Below are 23,796 nucleotides of genomic sequence, written 5' to 3'. Positions count from 1 at the left end.
GGTGCGCGCGCAACCTCCCCCACCGCCCAGTTGGGCCGATGCCGGTCTGGTCAGCGGCGAGGCGGTGGAGCTGGACGTCCGGGTGGCCCGGCTGGGCTCCCGGGTGCTCGCCCTGCTGATCGACGCCGTGATCCAGCTCGTGCTGTTCCTGCTGCTCGGCGCAGTGCTGGCCATGGTTGCGCTCGCCCTGCTGGGCGACCTCCTCGACGCCGCGCTGGCCGGCGCGCTCCAGGTCGTGCTGCTGGTGCTGGTCCTGCTCGGCTATCCGGTGGTGATGGAGCGCTTCGCCGGTGGCCGGACGGTGGGCAAGCTGGCCGTGGGGCTGCGGGTGGTGCGGGCCGACGGCGGCCCGGTGGGGGTGGGCCAGTCGCTGACCCGGGCGCTCGTGGGCGTCGCGGTGGAGTGGCCCGGGCTGGTGCTGCCGCTGCTGAGCTGGGCGGCGAGCGTCACGGTGATGCTCACCGACCCGCGCGGCCGCCGGCTGGGTGACCTGGTCGCCGGCACGCTCGTGGTGCACAGTCGAGGCGCCGCGCTGTGGCGGCCGCTGCCGCCGGCTCCGCCGCCGCTGCTGGCCTGGGCGACCACGCTCGACCTGACCCGGTTCGACGACGGGCTGGCGCTGGCCGTCCGGCAGTATCTGGACCGGCTGCCTCAGCTCGCCGAGCCGGACCGTTCCCGGCTGGGCCGGGCGTTGTGGGTGGAGGCCGCGGCGGTCACCTCGCCGCCTCCGCCGTGGTCCGCGCCGGACTGGGTCTACCTGTCCGCCGTGCTGGCCGAGCGGGGGCGCCGGGCCGCGCTCCGGCTGGGCCGCGCCCGGGCGGTCACCGCCACGCTCTGGCCGGAGCTGGTCCCGCCCCCGGCCGCGGTGCCGCACGCCGTCGCGCCGGCCACCCTGCGTCCCGCCGCGCCGGCCGTCGGCCGGTTGCGGTCCGCGGCGCCGGAGGCCGTCCCCGATCCGGTACGCCGCTGAGCCGGGCTCAGCCGAACAGCCCTCGCCCCCACCAGTCGGCGGCGTCGCGTACGCCGGGCGGGCAGGCGAACAGGCCGCTGGAGACGTGCCGCAGGTACTCGTTCATCGCGTCGTTGCGGGCCAGCCGGGTCTGGATCGGCACGAACTGCCGGCGCGGATCCCGCTGGTAGGCGATGAAGAACAGACCGGCGTCGAGCCGGCCCAGCCCGTCCGAGCCGTCCACGAAGTTGTAGCCGCGGCGCAGCAGGCGGGCGCCGTTGTTCGCGTCCGGGTGGGCGAGCCGTACATGTGCGGTGTCGGCGATGAGCGGCTCCCCGTCGTCGCCCTTCGCGGCGAAGTCCGGTTCGTCGAACTCGTCCCGGAGGCCCAGCGGCGCGCCGCTGCCCTTGGTCCGCCCGACGATCATCTCCTGCTCGGCCAGCGGGCTGCGGTCCCACGTCTCGATCAGCATCCGGATCTTCCGGGTGACCAGGTAGGAGCCACCCGTCATCCACTCCGGGCCGTCACCGGGCTGCACCCAGAGCTGGTCGCGGAGCAGGCCCGCGTCCTCGGCCTTGAGGTTGGCGGTGCCGTCCTTGAAGCCGAACAGGTTGCGCGGCGTGGCCTGGTCCCGCGACGTCGACGAGGTACGCCCGAAGCCGAGCTGCGACCAGCGGACGCTCACCACGCCCATGCCGATCCGGGCCAGGTTACGGATGGCGTGCACCGCCACCTGCGGATCGTTGGCGCAGGCCTGGACGCAGAGGTCGCCGCCGGACAGCTCCGGCCTGAGCGCGTCCCCGGCGAAGTGCGGCAGGTCGGCGAGGGCTGCCGGGCGGCGGGCGGCGATGCCGAAGCGGTCCCGGCCCTGCGCGTCGCGGAACAGCGTCGGCCCGAAGCCCACAGTGAGGGTGAGCTGCGACGGGGGCAGTCCGAGCGCCTCGCCGGTGTCGTCCGGCGGAGCCTCGGGCATGCCGCCGACGGCGCCGATCACCCCGGCGTCCTTGCCGGCGGTCATCCGGGCCGCGGCGGCGGTCCACTCCTGGAGCATGGCGACGAGCCGGTCCCGGTCCTTCGTGACCACGTCGAACGCGACGAAGTGCAGCCGGTCCTGGGCCGGGGTGGTGATGCCGGCCTGGTGCTCGCCGAGGAACGGCACCGACCCGGCGGCGGACCCGGTGGCTGAGGCCTCGTTCCCGTCGGCGAGCAGCGCGCCAGCGCCGCCCGCCACCCCGGCGACGCCGGCCACACCGACGCCGGCCAGTGTCATCGCCCGGCGGCGGGACAGGCCGCGACCGGTCCGCTCGCGGTTCGGCTCGCTCGTCGCGTCACCACCGGCCGGGCCGGTCATCGCGCGACTGCCGCCGCGACCTTGCTGACCGGCTCGGCCAGCGCGTTCACCGCGTCCGACAGCTCCTTGAGCTCGGCCTTGCCGAGCTGGGTGTGCAGCTTCCAGCCGTCGCCGTCCCGGTGCTTGCCGAGGGTTGCCTCCACGTTCGCGAACTCGCTGTCGAGCTGCTTCACCAGGTCGGGCGCGCGCTGCTCCAGCGCCGGGCGCAGCGCCGCGATCGCCGCCTTCGAGCCCTCCAGGTTGGCGTTGAAGTCCCAGAGGTCGGTGTGCGAGTAACGCTCCTCCTCACCGGTGATCTTGCCGCTGGCGACCTCGTCGAGCAGCGCCTTGGCGCCGTTGGCGAGCTGGAGCGGGGTGAGCTTCTCGGCGTCCGCCTTGGCGACGATCGCCTTCACGTCGACCAGGAGCCGGTCGGCGATCGGGCCGTCCTTGCTGACGTCCCCGGTGGTCCAGAGGTCCTTCTCGATCCGGTGGAAGCCGGTGAACTCCATGCCCTCCTCGACCACCTCCTCGCGGCCGTCGATCTTCGGGTCGAGGTCGCCGAAGCTCTCCGCGACCGGCTCGATCCGCTCCCAGTAGGTGCGGGCCACCGGGTACAGCGCCTTGGCCCTGGCCACGTCGTTCGCCTTGACCGCGGCCACGAACTCCTCGGTCTTCGTCAGCAGCGCGGCGGTCTGGCTGCGCACGTACCGCTGGTAGCTCTCGGTCGCCTGGGTCAGCGCGGCGTCGGGGGCGACAGTGGCGGCGGTGCCGGAGACCTTCAGCGCGCCCCGGATGCCCCGGCCGCTCATCCCCGGCTTGCAGGCCGTCTCGTACGTGCCGGCGGTCAGCTCGACCCGCAGCTCGCGGCTGAGCCCGGGGGCGATGTTCTCCACCTCGCCCATCACCCGGTCACCGGCCGCGTAGACGTAGAACTCGTTGACCTTGGAACCGGTGTTCGTCACCTTGAAGGTCACCTGACCGGCGTCGATCTCGGTGTCGCCGACCTCGCAGACGGTGTCGGTGGCCTTGACGGCGATCGGCCCGCCGTTCGTGGCGTCGGCGTCGTCACCGCCCCCGCAGCCGGTCAGGCCGGCGACGGCGAGCAGCCCGGCGGCGGCGGGCGCGACGAGTCGAGTGGTACGCATCGTGCGGGGTCTCCTCGGAAACGGGCGGGTCAGGAGCGGGGGGACGGAACGGCGGCGTCGGCCGGCGCGGCGGACGTCTCGGCGGACGTGTCGGCGGCCGGCTCGGCGGGCTGAACCGGCTCGGCGGACTGCACCGGCTTCGCGGGCTTGGCCGGCTTGCGCAGGAAGAGGACGAGCACCGGCACCGCGTACGCGACCCAGGCGACCAGTTCCAGCACCGTCGGCGCGGCGGTGACGTTGAACATGCCGGCGAGCAGCGCGCCGTACCAGGAGCCCGGGTCGAGCGTGCCCGAGATGTCGAAGGCCAGGTCGTTCAGGCCGGGCAGCACGCCGGCCTCCTGGAAGTCGTGCACGCCGTACTTGAGGATGCCGGCCGCGACCAGGATGAGCAGCGCGCCGGTCCAGGTGAAGAACCGGCTCAGGTTGATCCGTACCGCGCTGCGGTAGAGCAGGAAGCCGATCACGACGGCGGTGGCGATGCCGCCGGCCAGGGCGAGCAGCGAGCCGGGCCCGGTTCCGCCGGCCGCGCTCTCGGCGGCGGCGTAGAAGATCAGCGCGGTCTCCAGGCCCTCGCGGATCACGGCGAGGAACGCCATGCCGGCGACCGCCAGGGAGCCGACGGCGAGCGCGTCGGTGAGCTTGCCGCGCAGCTCACCGGCGATGGTGCGGGCGGCCCTGCGCATCCAGAAGATCATCCAGGTCACGAAGACCACGGCGGCGACCGAGGTGACCGCCTCGAACAGCTCGCGCGACTCGGAGGTGCGCAGCAGCGAGGTGGAGGTGTACTGGATCAGGGAGCCGAAGCCGACGGAGAGCGCCAGGGCCAGGCCGACGCCGACCCACACCTGCGGCAGCCGGTCCCGGCGCTGCGACTTGACCAGGAAGGCGACGAGGATGCTGACCACGAGGGTCGCTTCCAGGCCCTCGCGCAGGCCGATCAGGTACGTGGCGAACATGGATACTCCGTAGTCAGGCTTGCCTCAGTTAACTTAGGGCAGCCATACCTTGCTCCTGTTCACAGCAAACGTCAAGCCGATCCGGGTAACGTCACCTGGTTCGACATCCGCCGGACTCCCCCCGTACGCGAAAAAGGACCGGGGCGGCCGCGCGGCGGCCGACCCCGGTCCTTTCGGGAAGCGTGGGACTCAGTAGCGGTAGTGGTCCGACTTGAACGGGCCCTCCGGGGAGACGCCCAGGTAGGCGGCCTGCTCCTTGGTCAGCGTGGTCAGCTTCGCGCCGAGCGCGTCCAGGTGCAGCCGGGCGACCTTCTCGTCCAGGTGCTTGGGCAGCACGTAGACGCCGATCGGGTATTCCTCGGTCTTGGTGAACAGCTCGATCTGGGCGATCGTCTGGTTGGCGAACGAGTTCGACATCACGAAGCTCGGGTGGCCGGTGGCGTTGCCCAGGTTCAGCAGGCGGCCCTCGGAGAGCACGATGATGGCGTGGCCGTCGTCGAAGCGCCACACGTCGACCTGCGGCTTGATGTTCTCCCGGGTCACGTCGCTGCGCTTGGCCAGGCCGGCCATGTCGATCTCGTTGTCGAAGTGGCCGATGTTGCCCACGATGGCCTGGTGCTTCATCCGGGCCATGTGCTCGTTGGTGATGACGTCGAAGCAGCCGGTCGCGGTGATGAAGATGTCGGCCTGCTCCACCACGTCGTCGAGCGTGGCGACCTGGTAGCCGTCCATCGCCGCCTGGAGCGCGCAGATCGGGTCGACCTCGGTCACCACGACCCGGGCGCCCTGGCCGCGCAGCGACTCAGCGCAGCCCTTGCCCACGTCGCCGTAGCCCATGACGACAGCCATCTTGCCGCCGATCAGCACGTCGGTGGCGCGGTTGATGCCGTCGATGAGCGAGTGGCGGCAGCCGTACTTGTTGTCGAACTTGCTCTTGGTCACCGAGTCGTTGACGTTGATGGCCGGGAAGAGCAGCGTGCCGGCGCGGTGCATCTCGTAGAGCCGGTGCACACCGGTGGTGGTCTCCTCGGTGACGCCCTTGATGCCGGCGGCGATCCGGGTCCAGCGCTGGCCGTCCTCGGCCAGCGAGCGGTGCAGCAGTTCGAGGATGACCGCGTACTCCTCGGAGTCGGCGGACTCGACCGGCGGCACGACGCCGGCCTTCTCGAACTCGGCGCCCTTGTGGACGAGCAGGGTGGCGTCGCCGCCGTCGTCCAGGATCATGTTCGGGCCCTGCCCGTCGGGCCACGCCAGCACCTGCTCGGTGCACCACCAGTACTCCGGCAGCGTCTCGCCCTTCCAGGCGTAGACCGGCACGCCGGCCGGGGCCTCCGGGGTGCCCTCGGGGCCGACCACGATCGCCGCGGCGGCGTGGTCCTGGGTGGAGAAGATGTTGCAGGACGCCCAGCGGACCTGCGCGCCGAGCGCGACAAGGGTCTCGATCAGGACGGCGGTCTGAACGGTCATGTGCAGCGAACCGGTGATGCGGGCGCCGGCCAGCGGCTGGGCCTCGGCGAACTCACGCCGGATCGCCATCAGGCCGGGCATCTCGTGCTCGGCGAGCCGGATCTCCTTGCGCCCGAACGCGGCGAGCGACAGATCCGCCACCTTGTAGTCGCCCTCGGCGAGGGTGCTCGGCCGGGCCTGCGACGACGCGCCGCTGGAGGCCGCCGGGAGGGTGCTGGTCATGGAAGCTCCTGTCGAACGATGGTGGTGCGCAGCCTTCCACCTTACGCTCGCGGGCCACTCGACCCGTGCCCGGTTGGCCGACCGCGCAATCGGCCGGTCGGCGGACAGCGCACGGGGCGGTCGGTCGTGAGCGGACTTTCCACCCACGGCCCGGCCGCCCCGCGCATCCCCCCGGTTTGGTTCCCCCGCACGTCACCGGACCTTCGTCGCGACAACGCTGCGTACCCATAGAGTCACACCACGCAGCGTGACCGTCAAGCCATTTCGGGAAAGTCGGACTTGCGCAGATCAGTGCATGCCGCAAGTGGCGACGAACGCCTCGCCCGCCCCGCCCACCGTCAGCGGGCCACCGGCCGCCGTACCGACCGCCGCCTGACCCGCGTCCAGCGTCACCACGCCCACGCCGTCGTCAACTGTCAGCTTCCCGGCCCGGCAGAGCACCACACGCGGCCCAGGCAGCGTCAGCCGCACCCCCGGTGACCCGGCAGCCACCTCGACCCGGTGCAGCGCGAAGTCCTCCACCGGCACCGGCCAGGTCAGCACCCCCGGCTCCACCTGCTCCGGCCGCAGCACCGGCTGGGTCAGCACCTCGAACCGGAGCACCCGCAACAGCTCGTCCACGTCGACCCGCTTAGGGGTCAGCCCGCCGCGCAGCACGTTGTCACTGGCCGCCATGATCTCGACGCCGGTGCCGTGCAGGTAGGCGTGCAGGTTCCCGGCCGGCATCCAGATGCCCTCGCCGGGCGCCAGCCGGACGTGGTGCAGCAGCAACGCCACCACCACGCCCGGGTCGGCCGGATAGCCCGACGCGAGCGTGCGGACCAGCTCGGCGTCCGCCGAGGCCGGCCCGGCCTCCGCCGCCGCCAGCACGGCCGCCACCAGCCCCGCCCGCTCCGCCCGGGGCCAGCTCAACAGCAGGCGTACCGCCTCCCGCAGCCCCGCCGGCCCGTCGCGCAACGCCGCCACCACAGGCTCCAGCGCGGGTACGCCGAACGCGGCGATCGCCGCCGCCGACTCCCCCGGATCGCGGAAGCCGCACAGCGCGTCGAACTCCGAGAGCGCCACCAGCAACTCCGGCTTGTGGTACGGGTCGACGTAGTTGACCCGCCCCACGTCGACGGCGTGCCCGGCGCGGGCCTGCTCGGCGTCCGGATGCGCCTGGAGGCTCAGCGGCGCGTCGGCGGCCAGCACCTTCAGCAGGAACGGCAGCCGGGTGCCGAACCGGCCGACCAGCCGCTCACCCAGCCAGTGGCCCGGCTCGGCCACCAGCAGTTCGGTGAGGCTGACCGGTCGGCCGTCGCGCTGCACAGTGGCCGGGGCGCCCGGGTGGGCGCCCAGCCACAGCTCCGCCTCCGGCCCGTTGCTCGGCACCGGCCGCCCCTGCAACTCGGCGATCGCGGTGCGCGAGCCCCAGGCGTAGTCACGGATCCGGCCCTGCAACAACTCCATCGGTCAGCTCCCGGGCCGCCCGGCCACCTCGTCGGCCGGCTGCGCCCCACCACTGGTCACGGCCTCCGGGACGGCGGTGTCCGCCGCCTGCCCGGTGCCGGCCCGCTCGGCGGCGGGCGAGTAGATGTCCGGCTCCAGGTAGATCACCCGGGCGGTGGGCACCTCGCGGCGGATCCGCGCCTCGACCGCGTTGATGTCACGCGCCAGGTCCTGGGCGGTCTCCCAGGCCGGCACCGCGATCTTCGCGGCCACCATCAGCTCCTCGGGGCCGAGGTAGAGCGTCTTCATGTGGATGATCCGCTCGACCTCGGGACCGCTGGTCACAGCCTGCTCGATCTTGTCCAGCTCGCTCTGCTCGGCACCCTCGCCGAGCAGCAGGCTCTTGGTCTCGATCGCCAGCGTGATCGCGATGATCACCAGCAGCACACCGATCATCGCGGTGCCCGCGGCGTCCCACATGCCGTCTCCGGTGATCAGCGTCATGCCGACGCCGAACAACGCGAAGACCAGACCGACCAGGGCGCCGAAGTCCTCCAGCAGCACCACCGGCAGCTCCGGCGCCTTGGCGCGACGGATGAACCGGACCCAGGACTGCTTGCCCCGGACCAGGTTCGACTCCTTGATCGCGGTACGGAAGGAGAAGCTCTCCATCACGATCGCCGCGACCAGCACGACCACCGGCACCCACTGCCAGTTGTCGATCGGGTGCGGGTCGGACGCCTTGTGGTACGCCTCGTAGAGCGCGAACAGGCCACCGATGCTGAACAGCACGATCGCCACGATGAAGGCGTAGATGTAGCGCTCCCGGCCGTACCCGAACGGGTGCTGCGGCGTGGCCTGCCGCTTGGCCCGCCGGCCGCCGAGCAGCAGCAGGCCCTGGTTACCCGAGTCGGCCACCGAGTGGATCGACTCGGCCAGCATCGACGACGAGCCGGTGAGGGCGAACGCGATGAACTTGGTGACGGCGATGCCGAGGTTCGCCGCCAGGGCGGCGACGATCGCCTTCGTGCCCCCGTTTGCGCTCATTCCCCGCCTCGCTCGATGCCCCGTGTGCTCACTGGTTTGCCAGCTCCTTCATCTCCGTGATTGCCGGTACCGCCATCGGGTCCAGCCCGTGCGCCAGGGCCAGGTAGATCGAGGCGAAGTCGGGGACCGCCACCAGCGACGCGAGCCGCTCCAGCGCGGAGCCGCCCTCGGCGGTCACCACGTCGCAGCGCACCCCGCGCCGCTCGGCGAGCGTCTGCACCGCGTCCGCGCGGCGCTCCTCGACCGCCAGCGGCTCGTCGGTGTCGTCGTCGGCGTTGAGCCCGCCGTCGCGCAGCAGCACCAGCCGTAGCCGGGTGCCGTCGGGCTCGTCGTCGCCCGGGTCGGCGAAGATGTCCCGCTCGCCCTCGGCCAGACCGCCGAACACGCCGTCGAGCAGGCCGACGCGGCCCCGGCCCGCCTCGCCCAGCGCACCGGCGACCACCGGGTAGCGGGCGTTCGCGGACAACGTGTCACCGAACCGCCGGGCGGCCACGGTGGCCAGCGGGGACGAACCCCACACGATCGGGATCGAACCGGACAGGCCGAGCGCCAGCGACTTCGCCGGGTTGACGAAGGACTCGGCGGTCGGCCGGCATCGATCGGCGTCGGCGTCCAGCCGGGCCGCCGTCTCGGCCAGATCCGCCTCGTTGACCTTCACGAGCCCGAGGGTACGGGCGGCCAGCAGAACCGGCACGGTGAGCGCCCAGAGGCTGGCCCGGGCCGGCGCGCGCCGGGGCACCGGGATGAACGGCGCGCGGGCCCGCTCGGCCACCGACTGGAGCTGCGAGTCCGGCGCGCCGACCGCGACCAGCCGGGCACCGCGCCGGTGCGCCGCCTCGGCCGCGCCCAGCGCCTCCGGGCTGCGGCCCGACGCGCTCACCGCGATGACCACGTCCGCCGCGCCCACCCAGCCCGGCACGCCGGCGCTGCGGTGCGGGATGACCGGCACCGGGCAGCGCGGCCCGGCGACGGTGGCCAGCACGTCACCGGTACGCCCGGCGGTGCCGATGCCGGCGATGACCACCGCGCGGGGTCGCCCGTCGTCGGCGAGCACCGACAGGTTCGCCTCGGCGGCCAGCGCCGCCGACTCGCGCACCTGGGCGCCCGCGGACGCGGTGAACCGGAGCATGCCGCCCGGATCCCGCTCGGAGAGCTGCGCCGCGTCGTCCAGCAGGGCCTCGTCGGCGTGCCGGTGGCCGCTGACCCCGGCCGTACCCTCCATCACCGCGACGACCCGCCCCGCGCGTCGTCGGCGGCGGGTCCACCGCGCGCCTCGTCCAGCAGGAGCACCGGGACGTCGTCCCGGACCTCGAAGATGCGACCGCACTCGGTGCAGGTGAGCGTCTGCGCCTGCGCGTCGTAGTCGAGCGGGGCGTGGTGCGTGTCCGGGCAGGCGAGGATGTCGAGCAACTGCGGGTCCAGGGCCACGGCGCGGCTCCTTCCACGTATGCGGTCTCACCGGTCGGCGGTGCCGATCGGCGCACGCGATCTTATCGGCCGAGCGGCCCCGGCACCGGGCCCCGTTCGGCCCCGGTGTTCCGTCCTCCGGCCGGGCAGGTGGCGGCTACCGGGTCACGGCATGACCACCCACAGTCACGGTAACCCCGGGACCGGGTCGGGTTCCGGCTCAGTCCGGCAAGCGGGGCAAGACGCTCGTCGCGTCCCCGGCAGGCGAGGCCGGCGGCGTCGGGGCGGGCGCGGGCGCGCCGTACACGTTGCCGGCCGGGCGGGGCGGCGTCGCGCCCCCGTACACCGTGGGGGCCGGCCCGGGCGTGCCGGAGCGGTAGGTGGTGGTGCTGCGCGGCAGCGGGACCGGCGGGAGGCCGGCGTCCACGCCGCCACCGCTGCGGTCGGCGCGGTTGCGGCGCAGCAGCAGGACGATGAGAGCGGCGCCGACGAGCACCAGCCCGATACCGAACCACATGATCATGGAACCTCCGAACGACGAGTCGTCGGCCGCGGCGGTGGCCGGGGCGACGGCGGCGGCCACCGGCGACGTGTCGGTCGCCTCGGCCGGCGTGGTCTCGCTCGCGCTGGGCGTCGGCGAGGGCTTACGGGACGGGCTGGGACTCGGCGTCGGCGCGCCCACCAGCCGGGCCGACCCGCCGGCGCGGCCGAGCACGTCGCCGTTCGCGGCGCTCGCCTCACCGGCCAGTTCCAGCCGGCCGCCGACGGCCCCGGCCAGGAAGGACACCCGGTAACGCACGGTGACGCCCTTGCCCTTGCACAGCGGCCGGTCGACCGGCGCGACCGCGGCGGTGGCGACGGCGCCGCCGTCCCCGGAGACCTGCACCGGCACCCATCGGCCGCCGGACGCCACCTGCACCCGGACCTGGTCGGCCCGCAGGCCCTCCAGCCGGAGCCCGACAGCGGTACGCAACTGCACGCAGCCGTCCGTCCGCTTGCGCACCTCGACCGCCACCGTCCCGGGCGGACCACCGGCGGTGAAGCTCTTCGCCGAGCGCAGTCCCACCCGGTCGTCCCGGGCCGACGCCGGTGACGCCGGGACGGCGATCAGGCCACCCAGCAGCGCGCCGACCATGGCCCACCGCGCCGCGTGCCGCCCTGCCGACATCTCCACCTCACCGTTGCGTCCGGACCGGATCCGCCGGTCAGGTTACTACCGGCCCCTCCGGGCACCCGCGCATCGAGCACGCCACATGTGTGCCGCGCCACGCGATCACCGCCCGCCCAGGTCACCGCCCGACGCGCCTGCATCGGCGAGCGCCCGCCGGCACAGCCGGTCGGCCGTACGGGTGGTCTCCGGCAGCCGGTACCGGGGCGTCAGTGCCAGTACCCGCTCCACCGCTTCGTCCAACCCCATCCGGTGCCCGACGCTCACGAAGACCGGCCGGACACCGTCCTGAGTCCGCAGCACCCGCCCGACCACCTCGCCCTCGTCACACAGGTCGGCGCTGTCACCACGCTCGGGACCGGGGCCCGTCCACGAGCCGACGAGCGGCGTCTTACCCACCCCGATCGTGGGCAGCCCGGTCACCAGGCCCAGATGACAGGCCAGCCCGAACCGGCGCGGGTGCGCCAGCCCGTGGCCGTCACAGACCAACAGCTCCGGACGGGTGGTGAGCCGGTCCAGCGCGGCGAGCAACGCCGGCATCTCGCGGAACGCGAACAGTCCCGGCACGTACGGGAAGGCGGGCCGCCCCACGCACACCGCCTCGTCCACCACGTCGAGGGTGGCCGCGTCGAGGACCGTGACGGCCGCTGCGAGCAGGTCACGGTCCTGCGCGTACGCCACGTCCAGCCCGGCCACCGTCGCGGGCGCGGCAGGACCGGGCCCGACCAGGTCCACCCGGGACCGCAACTCCTCCTGTACGCGTCGCGCCTCCGCCACGTCGGCGGGCGGCAGGTAGGGCACGGGCGGGCCGCCGGTGGAGGGCATGGCGTTCCGGGCCGCTGTCAGGAGGCGATGGTGGGGTCGGCAGCCGGGTCACCGGCCTGCTGGAGCTGCTCCTCGAACATCACGAAGGTCCGCCGCCGGATCCCCTTGATCAGCGCGGCTTCCTCCGCGGTGAACGGTCGCCTCTCCGCGACGGCGGGCGCCGCGATCGCCCGGACCGTCTCGTAGAGCGCGAAGACCGGCCCCTCTCCGCTCAGGTAGCGTCCGCGCAACTGCTCGACGTGCTGCACGAAGGCATCAGCCGAGCGCACGTAGATCTCGCCGCCCACGCCACCGATCACGTCGTCGACGAGCTCGTCCGCCGGCCGCCAACCCCCCGTCGAGCGGTCCAGCTTCCAAGCGGCGTGGCCGCCATCCGGTGTGGCGACCAGCTTCACAGGCGTGTCGTAGTGCTCGAAATAAGCGGGAAGTTCGACGCCGTCGACTGTAGCCATCACTCACGCTCCTTGTGCAGCGCCGTCTGAAGAGCCTCCCAGAACAGCTCACGCTGGCGCCGAAGCACCGCCCGACGAATGGCGGACTCTGTCACCGTCACGCTACGTCCCTCCTCACGAGCGACCGCTTCGAGGTCGCGCCGCACTTCGAAGAGGGAGTGTTCCCAGGTCGCCACTCTGTCGAGTGGCGCCAGTTGCAGCCGGAACTCAGCGATGTGCCCGTTGGAGGCACGAAGGAACATCTGTACGTCTCGGTATCCACTTTTCTGTGGGCTCTGGAAGCGGTCTTCGAACTTCACCAGATCCAATCGCCCGTCGTTCCTCAGACGTGCCAGTCCGCCGTAGAGTTCGTCGAGGTTGCCAAACGAGACGTAGCCGCCCGCGAGATCCTTCAGCTGTGACGCATCGCCGCCGTAGCCCTTGATCTTGTCCTCAGCCCGCCCACGGTCCTTGGGCTCACGACGCGGGTGATATTCGGCACCACCACCGCATGACTCTGCCAAATCCCGCCCCAGGGCGTTGAGCTCCGACTGTGCGACAGCGGCTTCCTCATACAACTGGTCCAAGAACTGCTTTCGATACGCGGCGTCACCGAGTCGCGTTAGATCGAAACCCGGCTGCGCGGCCTCCGCGCCATCAGTCGTAAAGGATTCGCTCACCGCCAGGTGAGCGCCTGTCAATCGAGTCGGCATCAGGGCCGGCGGTTCCGTCGATGCAACGACGTCAGCCCCCCGTTCCCGGATCTCGCCTACCACGTCCTGCAATACGTCGATGGCCTGCTGGTGGCTGGCCAGGTGGTGCAGGGTCAGCGGCCGCGCGGTCAGCGAGTTGGCGAGTTCCGGCGTCGCCAGGATCATCCGGACCAGGTCGGGCCGCTCCGCGAGCTGCCGCACCAGCGTCTCGGCCAGCAACTCCTCGCGTCGCGGCGGCGCCTCCCAGCTCTGGTCGAGCATCCGCTGCACGCGCGGGTCGGCGAACAACCGGGTGAGGTCGGCCGCACCGCTCTCGTCCAGCGCCGGTACGAGCCGCCGCAGCGTCGGCACGTCGGCGTGCTGCGCCAGCTCGACGGGCGTCACCCCGGCGGCGAAGGCGTCGTCGAGGTTCCCGCTCTGCGCGAGCGCGTCGCGCACGTAGAGCCCGGCGGCGATCCGGTCGGCGTGCGCCTGCCGGTGGTCCTGGTGCACCCGGGCCGGTTCCGGCTCGACCGGCGGCGCGCTCCCCGGCAACGGTCCGTCGCCCCGGCGGTAGATGGTGGTGGACTCGCCGAGCAGGTGGACGTGGTTGAAGTCCGGGACGTGGCCGTCTGCGATCGGCGGCGGGGCCGGCGGCCGTGGCCGCACCGGACGGGGTAGCGGCTCGGGCAGGACGCTGTAGGTGCCGGGCGGCCGGCCGGCGAGCGGCATCGGCCGGCCGTCGGGGCCGAGCACCAGAGCGTCGACGCCGACGACGTTGCCGCGGGCCGGACGGCCGCTGTGGTGGTAGATCGGCCGGTCCGCCACGTCGCCCGTCTGCGGGTCGAGGAAGAGGATCGTGCCGTTCTGGTTCAACGCCACCCACGCGTGCGATCCGCCGCCCTCGAAGCTGGTGATGAGGAACGCGTAACTGCCGTGACCGCCCGACGCGAGCTGCGCGTACAGGTCCCGGTAACCGCCGTCCACCAACAGCTGCCGGTCCCGGCCGGTGATCCCGGGCCGATCCGGCCGGCAGAGGTTCTGGAACCGGCCGCCGGTCGTCTGCTCGACCCGCAGCGGTCCGTCCGCCTCGCCGCCCACCGGCCGGTTCACGTCGCCGTGCAGGTAGCCGTCGAACGTACGCGGCGCCGCGACGCGCGGCCGTCCGTGGACCCAGGTCTCGAACAGCGACAGGGTGCAGTCGAGGCAGTTGATCCCCCGGGTGGCGTCGGCCGCCGGTCCGCCGTCGTTCGCGAGGCGGAACCAGCCACCGCGCCGGGGATCGGCGGTACGCGTCACGCTGCCGTCGGGGTTGCGGGGCATCTGCCGTTCGAGGTCGGTCTGGTGCAGCGCGAGTGGAGGCCGGAGCCCTCCCCGGCGGCCGTAGGGCCGGGACCTGTCGATCGGCTCGGGGTGTCCGTGACCGGTGAGCGCGGAGTGGTCGGCCGTCTCCACCGCGCCGACGGCCAGGTCCGCCACGTCGTCGTTGATGCGGTAGAAGTCGAGGTCGTCCTCGACCATCACCTCCTGCGGAACGAGCCTGCCGGCCAGGACGTGCCGCGCCTCCTCGCGCAGGTCGGCCGCCTCCAGGGCGGCCTCGTGCGACTCCCGGTGCCATCGTTCGGCCGCCAGGGTCCGGCCGGCGCGGCGCAGCTCCATGGCCTGCGCGGCCCAGTCGCTGGCCCGTTCCTCGTGGTACGTGGCGCGCTCATGCAGCCAGTCGGCTCGGGTCTCACGTCGACGGTCCTCGAACCAGGTCCGCTGGGACTGCAGGTGACCGCGGTAGCGGCGTCTGTCGAACGACTCCCTGTCGGCGACCAGCCGTGCGGCGCGCTCCCGGATCGTTCGCAGGTCGGGAGGCGGCGGGTCGAGCCGGCTGAGGTCGGGACCTGGGGAGTCCGCGGACGGCCGGGGCGGCGCCAAAGACTCCAGCAGGGGGAAGCGGGGGTTCGGAATCGGGCGCGGATCCGGGCCGGGCAGGCCTGGGAACGGTGCCGCATGCGGTTGCGGTGACGGCGTGGACACCGGCGCCGAAGGTCCGAGGCCGGGGCCGGCCCGGTCCGACAACGGCGGCGCCGCCACACTCGGATGGTCAGTGGTGGACGGGGAGAGCGTGGCAGGTGCCGCTCCCGCCTGCACGGGGGTCGACGGTGGCGGGGCGTTGTCGATCGGCGTCGCCACCGGAACCGCGCCGCTGTGGACTCCGGGCGCGGTCGACGGGGGCGTGGCGACGGGCGCTTCCGTGATCACCGAGGACAACGTAGGGCTCGTGGTGACCGTCGGACGTGCCACGTCGTGCGGGACGACATGATTGTGCGGCGGCGTCGTCGTGGGATCCGGCGCCGGGAGGGGCAGGTCCACGGCGAGCGGGTGCGGACCGGCGGCTTGGGGCGTGACGTGCGTGGGTGTCACGGGAACGGCACCGGCGATCGTGTCGCCGCCCTGGACGACCGGCTCGGCGACCCGCTGGGCCGGGATCAACCCGACGGGATCGGCGGCGACCGGCACGTCCAAGCCGACCGGGGACACCGTCAACCCGCTCAGCTGCCCGTCGAGGCGGCGTTGCAGCGCCGAGTCCGCCTGGTTGGTGGCGGACCCGGTGGCGCCGGAGGCTGCCGCACGTGCCAGATCCTCCAGCGACGGCCCTTGGCCGGTCGCCAGACCCGCAGCGGTCTCGGCGAGCGTCTCCCCGGCCATCTCCCGCCCGAACCGCTCGCCGATCTCCGCGAACCGCCCGTTGGCGTGCCGGCCCAGCCCGGCCATCGGCGCGACCGCGCCGCCGGCGAATCCGCCGAGAGCCGACGTGCTCACGTCGGTCAGGTCGAGGCCGTCCCGCCGGCCGGTGGAGTTCTGGTACGCCTGCGTGCCGAGGCTGGTGCCCGCCTCCTGACCGGCCTCCAGCAGTCCGCCGATCGCGGTCCGTCGAGCCAGCGTGCGGGCACCGGACCTGGCCGCCTCCTTGGCAGCGCGTTCGCCCGCCTCTTTGAGGCCCTGCTTGACCGCCTTGCGGGCGAGCTGGGCCACCAACCGCTTGAAGATCTGCTGCACCACGACCCGCGTGGCGGTGATCGCAGCGGCCGCCGCCGGTGAGGCGGCGCCCAGGGTGAGCACCGTGGCGACCGCCAGGGACAGCAACTCGACGACCAGGATGCCCAGCTCGATCCAGGCTTCCAGCTTCGCGCCCTCGATGTCGCAGCCGCAGGAGTCGACCAGACGCGCCAGCTCGTCTGTGGCCGCGACCAGGACGTGCAGTGGAGCGTCCTGGCCTTCGGCGAGCTTGTGCCACGCCGTGTCGAACGCGCCGGCGACCAGGCCGACTCCCCCGTACCCGCTCTTGACCTCGCCGGCGGCGGTGATCGCGTCGTCGCGCGGACGGGTAAGGACGCCTGCTACGCCGTACCACTGGTCGGCCAGGTCCCAGACGGCGCGCTCGTTGCCCTCCGGCCATTCGACGCCGACCACCCAGTCGAGCGCCTCGTAGATCCAGCCGGGCAGGTCCCACGGGCAGAAGTCGAGCGGGTGCGGGATCGGGCTGGGCAGCATGCTCACGCGCGGGTCCTCCGGTGGTCAGCGCCGGGGCCGATGGGGGTTGTGCCCTTGCTGCGGGATCTTCCCGAGGTCACGGGCGTTGCTGAGGTCCGTCTCCACGGTGGCCGTGACCGAGCGGACGACGTCCGACCCGAGCACCTCCAGCGACCGGCCGAGAAGCTCCCACGCGCGCAGCAGCGTCTCGGCGTAGCCCTGGTAGTGCTTGTCGAACGCGGCGCCGATGTCGTCGCGGCCCCAGGGCCGCTGCGCGCTCGCGTGGGCGATCGGCTCGCCCGTCTCCCGCCGGGCCGCGCTCACCGCCCGCCCCGACAGCGCCAGGTCAGCCCCGCCGCGCCGGGCCCGGTCCGGGTCCAGCCAGATCTCTCCCCCGGCCACCTGTCACTCGCCGCGGGCCAGCACGGAGTCGGCCCGGCCGAGCAGCGCGCCGAAGTCATGGGTACGCAGGAATTCGACCGAAGGGGAGCCCGGCGGCAGGTATCCGGAGACCAGTTCGCGGGTGGCGGCGCTCGCCGCCGTGGAGGCGCGCAGCACGGTCTCGGTGATCTTCCGGCTCAACGCACGGGCGTCCCGGTCCTGGAACGCCGCCGGGCTCACCTCGACGCTGATCAGCTCGCCTCGCGCGCCGACGACGGCGGTCACCTGACCGTCGTCGGAGCGTTCGGTGACCCGCAACTCGGCCAGCTTGGTCTGGAGATCGTCCAGACCGGACCGCAAGCGCTGGTATTGGCCGTACACCTCGTCGAATCGCGCGCGTAGTGCACGGTTCGCATCCCGGTCCGCACTCTCGGCCACCGTCGCTCCCCTTCCGTCACCGTGGGTAGGGCCGACCATACCGGGTGCCACGAAATCCGTGGGGTCCGGTAATTTCAGGTGGTGATCGAGCGACAGCAGGCCGAGCAGATCGCCTCGGTGTGGGCCCGGCGGGACTCCGACCGCCTCGGTTTTCCCTGCACGCCGGAGGTCGAGGAGTTCGACCTGGGCTACGTGGTGAGTTCCGTCGTGTCCACCGAGGCCCGGGCGCTCCCCGGCGACCTGCCGACCACTGTGATCGACAAGGAGACCGGCGAGGTGTCCACGTGGCCGCGGGTGCCGGCCGCGGCGGTCGAGCGGATGTACCGGCAGCGGCGTCCGGCCGAACCGCGCCCGCCGCGTACCGTCGACCCGGCCGCCCAACTGCTGCGTGAGCTGACCCGCCTGCCCACGCCCGGCGCGGCGGCGCACCTCACGCTCGACGGCCGGCAGCACGTCGCGCAGGGCGCGAAGGGCGAGATCGAGGTACGCCACCATCCGCTGGTGCAGTCCTATCTGGACGAGCTACCAGCGGGGCATCTGGTACGCGGCGGGGAGCGGCACGCCGAGATTATCGTCGTCTCGGACGCGCTCTACGAGCACGACCACCGTCGGGCCGCCGAAGGTCTGCCACCGCTGTCCATCGAGGACGCCCGCGACCTGCTCGGCACCAGCCGGATCGAGAGCTTCCGCGTCCGCGAACCCGGCGACCCCGCGGGCGGCCCGGCCGAGTTGCGCTGCGAGTCGTGCATCAGGTTCCTCGTGCACGTCAACGTGCTGCCCTGGCCGGAGCTGGCCCTCGCCGAGGAGTGGCAGTCCGAGCCCCAGACGCCTCCCGAGCCCGACCGGTTTCCCGCCGAGGTGGCGAACGCGCTCGTGATCGCCGGCTGGCGGCCGCACTTCGGCGACGAGGTGTCCGCCGCCACCTCGGTCCGCAAGGTCAGCGAGGTCCGGGGCGCACAGCACACCCACGCCACCTTCCCGGCCGCGCTGGCGACGCTCACCGCCTTTCCCGGGCTGGTCACCGCACGCCAGGGCCCCGGTGAAGCGGTCTGGATCTCGCGCTTCGAGGTACGACCGCGGAAGGTGGCACACACCGCCGACTCCCTCGCCGACTTCGCCGCCGTCCTGGGCGCCCGCCTCTTCCCGCTCGGCAGCGAACGTCAGGAGAGCATCCTCGCGGTCGACGAGCACGGCCGGATCTTCGCCCTCGACCAGGCCGGCGAGTGGTTCCTCGGCGCCGACATCGACGCCGCCCTCACCACCCTGCTGCTCGGCCGCGCCCCCGCCCGGGTCCGCGACGACGGCACCTGGTGAGCGGCGGGCGAGCGGTCAGAGGGCCACGCCGGTCAGCACCGTGACCCGCGGCTCGGTGTAGTCGTCCATCGCGCTGCGCAGCCCTTCCCGCCCGACCCCGGAGCCCTTCATCCCGCCGTACGGCATCTGGTCGGCCCGGTACGACGGCACGTCTCCGACGATCACGCCACCGACCTCCAGCGTGCGGGCGGCGTCGAACGCCACGTCGAGCCGGTGGGTGAAGACGCCGGCCTGGAGGCCGTACGCCGAGTCGTTGACGGCGGCGAACGCGGCCCGGTCGTTCACGACCGGGGCGACCACCAGCACCGGTCCGAACACCTCTTCGGCGCACACCTTCGCGTCGGCCGGCACGCCGCTGAGCACAGTGGGCGGGTAGGTGGCGCCGTCGCGCCGCCCGCCGGTCTCGATGACGGCGCCGGCGGCGACCGCCTCGTCCACCCAGGTCTCGACGCGCTGCGCCGCCTCGACCGACACCAGCGGGCCGACGTCGGTCAGCTCGGAGCGCGGGTCGCCGGTGCGCAGCGCCTGCACCGCCGCGACGAGCCGGGGCAGGAAGCCGTCGTAGAGCCATTCGTGCACGTAGACCCGCTGCACGGCGATGCACGACTGCCCGGCCTGGTAGTTGGAGAACGTGGCGATGCGGTGTGCGGCGAAGGTCAGGTCCTCGTCCGCCGCCCAGTCCTCGCAGATGACCGCCGCCGCGTTGCCGCCGAGTTCCAGCGTGACGTGCTTGTCCGGCGCGGCCCGGCGGATGGCCGCGCCGACCGGTCCGGAGCCGGTGAACGACACCACCGGCAGCCGCGGGTCGGTGACCAGTTCGGCGGCGCGCTCGTTCGGCAGCGGCAGCACCGAGAACATGCCCTCGGGCAGGTCGGTCTCGGCCAGGATCTCGCCGAGCAGCAGCGCGGTGAGAGGAGTGGCCGGGGCGGGCTTGACCACGATCGGGGTGCCGACGGCGAGCGCCGGGGCGACCTTGTGGGCGACCAGGTTGAGCGGGAAGTTGAACGGGGTGATGCCGAACACCGGCCCGCGCGGCACGCGCCGGACCAGGGCGATCCGCCCGGTGGCGGCGGGGTCGGTGTCGAGCCGTTGCAGCTCGCCGGAGAAGCGGCGGGCCTCCTCGGCGGCCCAGCGGAACGTGGAGATCGCGCGCCCGACCTCGGCCTTCGCCCATTTGACCGGCTTGCCGTTCTCGGCGGTGATCAGCGCGGCGACCTCGTCGGCCCGCTCGGCGAGCCGGCGGGAGACGTGGTCCAGGGCGGCCGCGCGGGCGTGCGCGGGCAGGGCCGCGGCCTCCGCGGCCACCGCGGCGGCGCCCGCGACTGCGGCTTCGACCTGTTCGGCCGTGGCGAGCGTGGTACGCCCCACCGGCTGCCCGTCGTACGGGTGGGTGACTGTCAGCTCGTCCTCGCCGTGGGCAGGGCGACCGGCGACGTAGAAGGCTCTCGGCTCCACGACCGGCAGCCTAGACCACAGACGCCCACGCGGAAACAGTTGCTCAAACCCTTGTCTGCCTCGGATTTAGTAGCCAAGATGGCAGTCAGATTGCGATAACCTCCGCTGACCCTCTCCCCGGCCACCCTCTCGGAGACTTCTGATGAGCGACCAGCAGCAGCTGCGCAACTTCGTCAACGGCGAGTACGTCGACCCGGTGGACGGCGGCTACGCCGACCTGATCGACCCGTGCACCGGCGAGGTCTTCGCCCAGGCCCCGGTCTCCGGCGCGGCGGACGTGGACGCGGCGATGAAGGCCGCCTCCGCCGCGTTCGAGACCTGGCGGGACGCCACACCGGCCGAGCGGCAGCGGGCGCTGCTGAAGTTCGCCGACGCGGTGGAGTCGCGGGCCGCCGAGCTGGTCGACGCGGAGGTCCGCAACACCGGTAAGCCCCGGCAGCTCACCGCCGACGAGGAGTTGCCGCCGGCGGTGGACGAGCTGCGCTTCTTCGCCGGGGCGGCCCGCCTGCTGGAGGGGCGCTCGGCGGGCGAGTACATGGCCGGGCACACCTCCTACGTGCGGCGCGAGCCGATCGGCGTCTGCGCCCAGGTGACGCCCTGGAACTACCCGCTGATGATGGCGGTCTGGAAGATCGCCCCGGCGCTGGCGGCGGGTAACGCGGTGGTGCTGAAGCCGTCGGACACCACGCCGGTGTCGACGCTGCTGCTGGCCGAGATCGCCGCCGAGCACCTGCCCCCGGGTGTGTTCAACGTGGTCTGCGGCGACCGCGACACCGGCCGTACGCTGGTCTCCCACCCGACCCCGCAGCTCGTGTCGATCACCGGCTCGACCCGCGCGGGGATGGAGGTCGCCGCCGCGGCGGCGCCGGACCTGAAGCGGACGCACCTGGAGCTGGGCGGCAAGGCCCCGGTGGTGATCTTCGACGACGCGGACGTGGCGGCGGCGGCCGAGGCGATCGCGATGGGCGGCTACTTCAACGCCGGTCAGGACTGCACGGCGGCGACCCGCGTGCTCACCGGTCCGGGCATCCACGAGGATTTCGTGGCCGCGCTGACCGAGCAGGCCCGCAACACCCGCACCGGCGCGCCGGACGACGCCGACGTGCTCTACGGCCCGCTGAACAACGCCAACCAGCTCGCCCGGGTGAGCGGCTTCGTGGACCGGCTGCCGGACCACGCGAACGTCACCACCGGCGGCACCCGGGTCGGCGAGCGCGGCTTCTTCTACGCCCCGACAGTGGTCTCCGGCGTACGCCAGGCCGACGAGATCATCCAGGACGAGGTGTTCGGGCCGGTCATCACCGTGCAGCGCTTCTCCGACGAGGACGAGGCGGTGCGCTGGGCCAACGGCGTGGACTACGGCCTGTCCGCCTCGGTGTGGACGCGCGACCACGGCCGGGCCATGCGGATGACCCGGCGGCTGGACTTCGGGTGCGTCTGGGTGAACACGCACATCCCGTTCGTCTCGGAGATGCCGCACGGCGGCTTCAAGCACTCCGGCCACGGCAAGGACCTGTCGGTCTACAGCCTGGAGGACTACACCCGGGTCAAGCACGTCATGCACAACATCGAGGGCTGAGCCGATGGCCACGAGCGAGGAGCTGCACAAGCGCCGGGTCGAGGCGGTGGCGCGGGGCGTGGGCAGCACGATCCCCGCGTACGTGGACCGGGCGGGCGGCGGCACGATCACCGACGTGGACGGCCGCGAGTGGATCGACTTCGCGGCCGGCATCGCTGTCACCAACGTGGGCAACTCCGCGCCGCGCGTGGTCGAGGCGGTACGCGCGCAGGTCGAACGCTTCACCCACACCTGCTTCATGGTCGCGCCGTACGAGTCGTACGTGGCGGTCTGCGAGCAGCTCAACGCGCTGACGCCGGGTGGCTTCGAGAAGCGGTCGGCGTTGTTCAACTCCGGCGCCGAGGCGGTGGAGAACGCGGTGAAGATCGCCCGGCACGCGACCGGGCGGCCCGCTGTCGTGGTGTTCGACCACGCGTACCACGGCCGGACCAACCTGACGATGGCGCTGACCGCGAAGAACATGCCGTACAAGCACCGGTTCGGGCCGTTCGCCGGTGAGGTCTACCGGGTGCCGATGTCGTACCCGCTGCGCGACGGCGGGCTGGACGGCGCCACCGCGGCGGCCCGGTCGATCGAGATGATCGAGAAGCAGGTGGGCGCGGAGAACGTGGCGGCGCTGCTGATCGAGCCGATCCAGGGCGAGGGCGGTTTCGTCGTACCCGCTCAGGGTTTCCTGCCGGCGCTGCGCGAGTGGGCGACGGCGGCCGGGGTGGTGTTCGTCGCCGACGAGATCCAGACCGGTTTCTGCCGCACCGGCGACTGGTTCGCCTGCGAGCACGAGGGCGTGCAGCCGGACCTGATCACGCTGGCGAAGGGCATCGCGGGCGGCCTGCCGCTGGCGGCGGTGACCGGCCGGGCGGACCTGATGGACGCGGTGCACGTCGGCGGCCTCGGCGGCACGTACGGCGGAAACCCGATCGCCTGCGCCGCCGCGCTCGCGTCGATGGAGACGATGCGGGAGCTGGACCTGGGCGCCGCCGCGCGCCGGATCGGCGCGGTGATGGGTGAGCGGCTGCGCGTGATCGCCGCCGGTGACCCGCGCGTGGCCGAGGTACGCGGCCGGGGCGCGATGCTCGCGATGGAGATCGTGGTGCCGGGCACGCTGACCCCGGACCCGGCCGCCACGGCGGCGATCTCGGCGGCCTGCCACGCGGCCGGGCTGCTCACCCTGACCTGCGGCACCTACAGCAACGTGCTGCGGTTCCTGCCTCCGCTCGTCATCTCCGACGACGAGCTGGGCCGGGGACTGGACATCCTGGCGGCCGCCTTCGGCTGACCCCGGACGTGGGACACCATGGGCCCGATCTCCACCAGGACCGGCCCATGGTGTTCCGCCCGGAGGATCAGCGGAGCAGCTCCACAGTGTTGCGCCGGACCAGGTTCTTGCCGGGTTCCCGGATCGCGTCCATCGCCGCCGTGTTCAGCAGCACGCAACTACCAGACGGCCCGGTCACCGTCACGGTCACCACCTTGTTGTTGTCCAGGTTCGTCACCCGCAGCCGGGTGCCGAGCGGGAACTGGCCGCTGGTGGCTGCGGGCGCCCCGCCCTCGGCGAAGAACGTGAGCGCGCCGGAGCAGACGCTGCCGCCGATCGGCTGCGCCGCGCCCGGCCGGGTCTCACCCGGCTGCGCGCCCGGCGCCGGGGCGGCGGCGCCGTCGAGGCGTTCCACCACGTTGCGGCGGACGACGTTCTTGCCCGGCTCGCGTACCAGGTCCATGGCGGCGGCGTTCAGCAGCACGCAGCTCCCGGACGGCCCGGTCACCGTCACCGTGGCCACCTTGCGGTTGTCCAGGTTCGTCACCCGCAGCCGGGTGCCCACCGGGAACCTGTCGCTTGTCGCGGCCGGCGGCCCGCCCTCGGCCGAGAAGGTCACCGACCCGGCGCAGACCGATCGCGCGGCCGGCGCGGTGTCCGCGAAACCGAGTCCGGTGCCCACCGAGACCGCCACAGTGGCGGTCACCGCCACAGTCGCCGCCAGCACGTGCTTGCGCTGCACCCTCACGTTCTCTCCCGTCGTCGCTGTCGTTCGACGCGTG

At 73.0% G+C, this 23,796-nt stretch carries 20 protein-coding genes; 4 read left to right on the top strand and 16 right to left on the bottom strand.

Annotated features, from left to right (window positions below):
• Position 1: 1 nt before the first annotated feature.
• Complete coding sequence (locus tag ML5_RS06270) at positions 2-970, top strand: RDD family protein (RefSeq protein ID WP_236619369.1); 969 nt, start codon at positions 2-4, stop codon at positions 968-970.
• A 7-nt stretch (positions 971-977) separates the two neighbouring features.
• Here the strand turns inward: ML5_RS06270 and efeB are convergent, their stop codons facing one another.
• The 14 genes from efeB to ML5_RS06200 all read right to left on the bottom strand — a co-directional run bounded on the left by efeB (position 978) and on the right by ML5_RS06200 (position 17,411).
• Positions 978-2,300 (bottom strand): iron uptake transporter deferrochelatase/peroxidase subunit, encoded by a 1,323-nt coding sequence (gene efeB / locus ML5_RS06265; RefSeq protein WP_013474113.1) that lies wholly within the window; start codon positions 2,298-2,300, stop codon positions 978-980.
• Positions 2,297-3,427 carry an iron uptake system protein EfeO gene (gene efeO / locus ML5_RS06260; RefSeq protein WP_013474112.1) on the bottom strand — a complete coding sequence of 377 codons (1,131 nt, stop codon included), beginning with the start codon at positions 3,425-3,427 and terminating at the stop codon, positions 2,297-2,299. Before efeO ends, efeB begins: the two co-directional genes overlap by 4 nt.
• A gap of 29 nt (positions 3,428-3,456) precedes the next feature.
• Positions 3,457-4,383, bottom strand: a complete 927-nt coding sequence (gene efeU, locus ML5_RS06255; protein WP_013474111.1) for an iron uptake transporter permease EfeU — start codon at positions 4,381-4,383, stop codon at positions 3,457-3,459.
• 189 nt (positions 4,384-4,572) lie between these two features.
• Complete coding sequence (ahcY, locus tag ML5_RS06250) at positions 4,573-6,072, bottom strand: adenosylhomocysteinase (RefSeq protein WP_013474110.1); 1,500 nt, start codon at positions 6,070-6,072, stop codon at positions 4,573-4,575.
• Positions 6,073-6,360: 288 nt separating this feature from the next.
• The gene (manA, locus tag ML5_RS06245; protein ID WP_013474109.1) at positions 6,361-7,521 is read right to left on the bottom strand and encodes a mannose-6-phosphate isomerase, class I; all 1,161 of its coding nucleotides are present in this window, start codon (positions 7,519-7,521) and stop codon (positions 6,361-6,363) included.
• A gap of 3 nt (positions 7,522-7,524) precedes the next feature.
• Positions 7,525-8,547 carry a cation diffusion facilitator family transporter gene (locus ML5_RS06240; RefSeq protein WP_013284197.1) on the bottom strand — a complete coding sequence of 341 codons (1,023 nt, stop codon included), beginning with the start codon at positions 8,545-8,547 and terminating at the stop codon, positions 7,525-7,527.
• Positions 8,548-8,575: 28 nt separating this feature from the next.
• The gene (locus tag ML5_RS06235) at positions 8,576-9,772 is read right to left on the bottom strand and encodes an SIS domain-containing protein (protein WP_030271147.1); all 1,197 of its coding nucleotides are present in this window, start codon (positions 9,770-9,772) and stop codon (positions 8,576-8,578) included.
• On the bottom strand, positions 9,769-9,975 hold the full coding sequence (locus ML5_RS06230; protein ID WP_013284195.1) for a Trm112 family protein: 207 nt from the start codon (positions 9,973-9,975) through the stop codon (positions 9,769-9,771). Before ML5_RS06230 ends, ML5_RS06235 begins: the two co-directional genes overlap by 4 nt.
• 199 nt (positions 9,976-10,174) lie before the next feature.
• Entirely contained in the window at positions 10,175-11,122 is a 948-nt protein-coding gene (locus ML5_RS06225; protein WP_013474108.1) for a hypothetical protein, read from the bottom strand.
• A 105-nt stretch (positions 11,123-11,227) separates the two neighbouring features.
• Positions 11,228-11,947, bottom strand: a complete 720-nt coding sequence (gene nfi / locus ML5_RS06220; protein WP_013474107.1) for a deoxyribonuclease V — start codon at positions 11,945-11,947, stop codon at positions 11,228-11,230.
• Positions 11,948-11,964: 17 nt separating this feature from the next.
• Complete coding sequence (locus ML5_RS06215; protein ID WP_013474106.1) at positions 11,965-12,399, bottom strand: hypothetical protein; 435 nt, start codon at positions 12,397-12,399, stop codon at positions 11,965-11,967.
• Positions 12,399-16,613 carry a toxin glutamine deamidase domain-containing protein gene (locus ML5_RS06210; protein ID WP_236619430.1) on the bottom strand — a complete coding sequence of 1,405 codons (4,215 nt, stop codon included), beginning with the start codon at positions 16,611-16,613 and terminating at the stop codon, positions 12,399-12,401. Before ML5_RS06210 ends, ML5_RS06215 begins: the two co-directional genes overlap by 1 nt.
• Before the next feature lie 24 nt (positions 16,614-16,637).
• Positions 16,638-16,994: a hypothetical protein gene (locus ML5_RS06205; RefSeq protein WP_013474104.1), complete on the bottom strand. Its 357-nt coding sequence runs from the start codon at positions 16,992-16,994 to the stop codon at positions 16,638-16,640.
• Between the two features lie 3 nt (positions 16,995-16,997).
• Positions 16,998-17,411: a YbaB/EbfC family nucleoid-associated protein gene (locus ML5_RS06200; RefSeq protein ID WP_013284189.1), complete on the bottom strand. Its 414-nt coding sequence runs from the start codon at positions 17,409-17,411 to the stop codon at positions 16,998-17,000.
• A gap of 78 nt (positions 17,412-17,489) precedes the next feature.
• On the opposite strand from ML5_RS06200, the gene ML5_RS06195 reads away from it, so the two are divergent.
• On the top strand, positions 17,490-18,725 hold the full coding sequence (locus ML5_RS06195; protein WP_013474103.1) for an SUKH-3 domain-containing protein: 1,236 nt from the start codon (positions 17,490-17,492) through the stop codon (positions 18,723-18,725).
• Positions 18,726-18,740: 15 nt separating this feature from the next.
• Here the strand turns inward: ML5_RS06195 and ML5_RS06190 are convergent, their stop codons facing one another.
• Positions 18,741-20,180 carry an aldehyde dehydrogenase family protein gene (locus tag ML5_RS06190; RefSeq protein ID WP_013474102.1) on the bottom strand — a complete coding sequence of 480 codons (1,440 nt, stop codon included), beginning with the start codon at positions 20,178-20,180 and terminating at the stop codon, positions 18,741-18,743.
• A gap of 142 nt (positions 20,181-20,322) precedes the next feature.
• Between ML5_RS06190 and ML5_RS06185 the strand changes: the two genes are divergently transcribed.
• Positions 20,323-21,759: a gamma-aminobutyraldehyde dehydrogenase gene (locus tag ML5_RS06185; RefSeq protein ID WP_013474101.1), complete on the top strand. Its 1,437-nt coding sequence runs from the start codon at positions 20,323-20,325 to the stop codon at positions 21,757-21,759.
• Positions 21,760-21,763: 4 nt separating this feature from the next.
• Positions 21,764-23,035 carry a 4-aminobutyrate--2-oxoglutarate transaminase gene (gene gabT / locus ML5_RS06180; RefSeq protein ID WP_013474100.1) on the top strand — a complete coding sequence of 424 codons (1,272 nt, stop codon included), beginning with the start codon at positions 21,764-21,766 and terminating at the stop codon, positions 23,033-23,035.
• Positions 23,036-23,102: 67 nt separating this feature from the next.
• Here the strand turns inward: gabT and ML5_RS06175 are convergent, their stop codons facing one another.
• Positions 23,103-23,762 carry a hypothetical protein gene (locus ML5_RS06175; RefSeq protein WP_013474099.1) on the bottom strand — a complete coding sequence of 220 codons (660 nt, stop codon included), beginning with the start codon at positions 23,760-23,762 and terminating at the stop codon, positions 23,103-23,105.
• Between the last annotated feature and the right edge of the window lie 34 nt (positions 23,763-23,796).

Origin of the sequence: Micromonospora sp. L5 (genome assembly GCF_000177655.2) — a bacterium.
GTDB classification, from domain to species: Bacteria; Actinomycetota; Actinomycetes; order Mycobacteriales; family Micromonosporaceae; genus Micromonospora; species Micromonospora aurantiaca.
Note: the sequence above shows the minus strand (reverse complement) of the source record. Positions and strands in the feature narration are given on the sequence as shown.

What these genes read in the sequence shown, in the direction of transcription:
- efeB (WP_013474113.1), bottom strand. Translation starts at nt 2,300, where the DNA reads ATGACCGGCCCGGCCGGTGGTGACGCGACGAGCGAGCCGAACCGCGAG.
- efeO (WP_013474112.1), bottom strand. Translation starts at nt 3,427, where the DNA reads ATGCGTACCACTCGACTCGTCGCGCCCGCCGCCGCCGGGCTGCTCGCC.
- efeU (WP_013474111.1), bottom strand. Translation starts at nt 4,383, where the DNA reads ATGTTCGCCACGTACCTGATCGGCCTGCGCGAGGGCCTGGAAGCGACC.
- ahcY (WP_013474110.1), bottom strand. Translation starts at nt 6,072, where the DNA reads ATGACCAGCACCCTCCCGGCGGCCTCCAGCGGCGCGTCGTCGCAGGCC.
- manA (WP_013474109.1), bottom strand. Translation starts at nt 7,521, where the DNA reads ATGGAGTTGTTGCAGGGCCGGATCCGTGACTACGCCTGGGGCTCGCGC.
- ML5_RS06240 (WP_013284197.1), bottom strand. Translation starts at nt 8,547, where the DNA reads ATGAGCGCAAACGGGGGCACGAAGGCGATCGTCGCCGCCCTGGCGGCG.
- ML5_RS06225 (WP_013474108.1), bottom strand. Translation starts at nt 11,122, where the DNA reads ATGTCGGCAGGGCGGCACGCGGCGCGGTGGGCCATGGTCGGCGCGCTG.
- nfi (WP_013474107.1), bottom strand. Translation starts at nt 11,947, where the DNA reads ATGCCCTCCACCGGCGGCCCGCCCGTGCCCTACCTGCCGCCCGCCGAC.
- ML5_RS06215 (WP_013474106.1), bottom strand. Translation starts at nt 12,399, where the DNA reads ATGGCTACAGTCGACGGCGTCGAACTTCCCGCTTATTTCGAGCACTAC.
- ML5_RS06210 (WP_236619430.1), bottom strand. Translation starts at nt 16,613, where the DNA reads ATGCTGCCCAGCCCGATCCCGCACCCGCTCGACTTCTGCCCGTGGGAC.
- ML5_RS06185 (WP_013474101.1), top strand. Translation starts at nt 20,323, where the DNA reads ATGAGCGACCAGCAGCAGCTGCGCAACTTCGTCAACGGCGAGTACGTC.
- gabT (WP_013474100.1), top strand. Translation starts at nt 21,764, where the DNA reads ATGGCCACGAGCGAGGAGCTGCACAAGCGCCGGGTCGAGGCGGTGGCG.